The sequence below is a fragment of the Burkholderia sp. Se-20378 genome (genome assembly GCF_017104665.1).
GTDB classification, from domain to species: domain Bacteria; phylum Pseudomonadota; class Gammaproteobacteria; order Burkholderiales; family Burkholderiaceae; genus Burkholderia; species Burkholderia lata.
On the sequence record NZ_JAAGPG010000667.1, the window covers coordinates 1 to 3,822 of the forward strand.

Annotated in this window: 3 protein-coding genes and 1 pseudogene; all 4 read left to right on the forward strand. The window is 70.4% G+C overall.

Features of this window, described 5'->3' with window-relative positions; all coding sequences use genetic code 11:
- The coding region (locus G3N93_RS35730; protein WP_241026839.1) for an alpha/beta fold hydrolase at positions 1-1,433 on the forward strand (1,433 nt) is incomplete at its 5' end.
- Entirely contained in the window at positions 1,430-2,224 is a 795-nt protein-coding gene (locus G3N93_RS35735) for a 2,3-dihydro-2,3-dihydroxybenzoate dehydrogenase (protein ID WP_206135097.1), read from the forward strand. The genes G3N93_RS35730 and G3N93_RS35735, both read left to right, overlap by 4 nt.
- Before the next feature lie 28 nt (positions 2,225-2,252).
- Complete coding sequence (locus G3N93_RS35740; RefSeq protein WP_206135099.1) at positions 2,253-3,347, forward strand: 3-deoxy-7-phosphoheptulonate synthase; 1,095 nt, start codon at positions 2,253-2,255, stop codon at positions 3,345-3,347.
- Positions 3,348-3,408: 61 nt separating this feature from the next.
- A pseudogene (locus G3N93_RS35745) lies at positions 3,409-3,822 on the forward strand (MFS transporter); the annotation flags it as partial.

Genomic DNA, 3,822 nt, shown 5'->3' on the forward strand with positions numbered 1-3,822 from the left:
CCCGCACCGGCGATCTCGCGACGCTGCGCGACGGCCGGCTGTATTTCGACGGCCGGATCGATCACGAAGTGAAGATCAGCGGCGTGCGCATCGACCCGCGCGAGATCGAGGACGCGCTGCTGCGCGAACCGGACGTGCGCGAGGCGGCGGTCGTCGCATCCCGCAGCGGTGCAGGCACGGTGACGCTCGCGGCGTTCGTCGCGGGGCCGGCCGAGCCTGCCGCGTTGCGCATGCAACTGGCGCAGCGGTTGCCGGCGGCTGCGATTCCGGACCGCTGGCACGTGCTCGAGCGGCTGCCGCGCAACGCGAACGGCAAGATCGATCGCAACGCGCTGCAGCGCGCCGATGCGCGGCGTGACGACGCGACTGACGATCCGCGCGCCGGCGCACTGGAGCGGCAGGTGATGGCCGTGTGGCGGAACGTGCTCGGCGATGTCGCCCTGACGCCGGACGCCAATTTCTTCGACATCGGCGGCAAGTCGCTGCAGGCGATGCAGGCGAGCGCCCGACTCGCGGCGGAACTCGGGCGCGACGTGCCCGTCTCGATGCTGTTCCGGCACCCGACGATCGCGATGCTGACGGCCGCATTGCGCACACCGCTGGCGTACCGGCCGCGCACGGAGCGCAACGCGTTCGCGGCGCACCTGGCGATCCAGTCGGGCTCGGGTGCCGCACCTCGGCTCATCTGCATTCATCCGGCCGACGGCCTCGCGTGGAGTTACCTGCGACTTGCCGCCTACCTGCCCGACGCGACGATCGACGGGTTGCAGCTTTCGGTCGACGACACGCGCGATGCCGCCGATTTCGACGCACTCGTGCGGACCTATGTGCGGCGCGTACGGGCCTTGCAGCCCGACGGGCCGTATCACCTGCTGGGCTGGTCGCTCGGCGGCGCGCTGGCTCATGGCGTTGCGGCGGCGCTGGCGCGCGACGGCGACGCGGTCGGCACGCTTGCGCTGATGGACAGCTATCCGTCGTCGGCATGGACGGCGCAGCCGATGCCGGCCTGCGCAGACGCGCTGCGGATCCTGCTGACGGTCAACGGCGACTTCGATACAGCCGACTTGTCCGACACCGTGCTGCGACAACGCCTGCTGCGCGCGAACAGCCCGTTCGCGGCGCTCGGCGGCGCAGGTCTCGATGCGTTTGTCGCGGCGACGCTGCGGCAGATGCGCCTGTTTCGCGACGCATCGACGCCGCGCTACGACGGCGAACTGCTGCTCTTCAACGCGACCCGCAAGCGGCAGGGCATACCGACGCCCGAAAGCTGGCATGCACATCGGCCTTCGGGGACGCTGACCTGCCATGCGCTCGACTGCTCGCACGACGGCATGTCGGACCCCGAACCGATGGCGGCGATCGGCGCCGTCCTCACCGAACGGCTCGCCGCAGCGGCGGGCCCGGATCTTCAATCACGGAATTCGAATCGATGAACAGCAATCCGAACCTGACTTTCCCGGCTGGTATCGCCGTCGTGACCGGTGCGGCGCGGGGAATCGGCGCCGCGGTCGTGCGCGCGCTTGCCACGCACGGCGTGGACGTGGGTGCCTTCGACAGGGATGGCGACGCGCTGGCGCGCACGATCGCCGACAGCCCGCCGACGCCCGGGCGCGTGCACGCGTTTTCGGTCGACGTCGCGGACGCGCGTGCGGTGCAGGTGGCCGTCGAACGAGTGGAATCATCGGTCGGTCCGATCGGCATGCTCGCCAACGTTGCCGGCGTGCTGCGGCTTTCGGGCGCGACGTCGCTGACGGACGATGACTGGGCGCATTGCTTCGCGGTCAATGCCGACGGCGTGTTTCATCTGTCGCGCGCGGTCGCGCCGCTGATGGTCGCGCGTCGGGCGGGCGCCATCGTGACCGTCGGATCGAATGCGGCGCTCGTGCCGCGCACGCAGATGGCGGCGTATGCGGCATCGAAGGCGGCGGCCCATCAGTTCACCCGTTGCCTCGGGCTCGAACTGGCGGGGCACGGCATTCGCTGCAACATCGTCGCGCCGGGATCGACCGACACGCCGATGCAGCGCCAGCTCTGGCATGGCCCGGAAGGCCCGGCAGGCGTCATTGCGGGGGCGCTCGACAGTTACCGGAACGGCATTCCGCTCGGCCGCATCGCGACTCCCGGCGATATCGCCGAAGCCGTGCTGTTCCTGCTGTCCGACGCGTCGCGTCACGTGACGCTGCACACGCTGTGCGTGGACGGCGGCGCGACGCTCGGCGCATGACGCGCGAACGGTTTTCGGAGCCCTGGCCATGAAACATCTCACTGCCACTACCGAACAGGGGGCGGCGGGCGCATTTGCGCAGCCCCGTCAAGACGAGCGGCTGCGCGTCGGCGCACCGCTGCCGTCACCCGAAACGCTACGCCGCGACGTGCCGGCCTCGTTCGCCGCGCGGGCGACCGTCGACACGGGGCGCGCGCAGTTGCGGGCGATCCTCGAGCGGCGCGATGCGCGCCGGATCGTCGTCGTCGGTCCATGCTCGATCCACGATCCCGACGCGGCGCTCGACTACGCGCGGCGGCTTGCCACGCTCGCGCATGCGGTGCGGGACACGTTCTGCGTCGTCATGCGCGTCTACTTCGAGAAGCCGCGCACGACGGTCGGGTGGAAAGGGCTGATCAACGATCCGGGGCTCGACGGCAGCCATCGCATCGAGGACGGCCTGCGCATCGCGCGGCAGCTGCTCGCCGACATCAATGCGATCGGGTTGCCGGCCGCGACCGAAGCGCTCGACGTGATGACGCCGCAGTACCTGGGCGACCTGGTGAGCTGGGTCGCGGTCGGCGCCCGGACGACCGAGTCGCAGATCCACCGCGAGATGGCTTCGGGTCTGCCGATGCCGGTCGGTTTCAAGAACGGGACGGACGGCCAGATCGACGTCGCGGCTCACGCGATGCTGGCCAGCATGCGGCCGCACACGTTCATCGGGATCGACGGGGCCGGCCGTCCCGCGCTGCTGCACAGCGCGGGCAATCCGCATGCGCATCTCGTGCTGCGCGGCGGCCGGCACGGACCCAACTACGACAGGGCATCGGTCGTGGCCGCGGCAGACACGTTGCGGGCCAGCCGCTTGCCCGCGAACGTGCTGATCGATTGCTCGCATGCGAACTGCGGGAAGCAGGCGATGCGGCAGCTGGCGGTGCTCGACGACGTCGTCGAGCAGATGCGCGTGGGCGACGACGCGATTCGCGGCGTGATGCTTGAAAGCTTCATCGAGACGGGCGCGCAGCCGCTCGACGGCGCGCTGCGCTACGGCTGCTCGGTGACCGATCCGTGCATCGGCTGGGACGCGACCGCGGATGCGTTGCTGCATGCGCGAAACCGGCTGCTCGCGCGAGCGGGCTGACCGTGGCCGGCACCGGCCGGCCTCCTTCACTTCTCCAACACGACTCCAACACGAACGAATCATGTCGACCCCTTCCGCTGACACCCTGAACCCGCCGGCCGATGCTGGCGCGTCTTTTTTGCCGCTGCTGCTCGCGAACTTCGCGATGGTGGCGGGAACCTATGCGTTCGTCACGATCGCGGGCCCGATGGCCCGGCGCATGCATCTCGAACCGCTGCATGTCGGCGCGATCATCGGCATCGTCGGGCTCGTGTGGATGCTGGCCGCGCCGCGCTGGGCGCGGGTCGCGGATCTGCGCGGACGACTGCCGGCCATGCGCGCGGCGATCGGCGGCTTCATCGCGAGTTCGTTGCTGCTGACGGGGTACGTCGGCTGGGCGCTGCGTGACGGCGGCGCGGCCGTGCCGGCCGTCTGGATCGGCTTCGTCGCGCTGCTCGTCACGCGTGCGGCGATGGGCGGTTGCTACGCGGGCTTG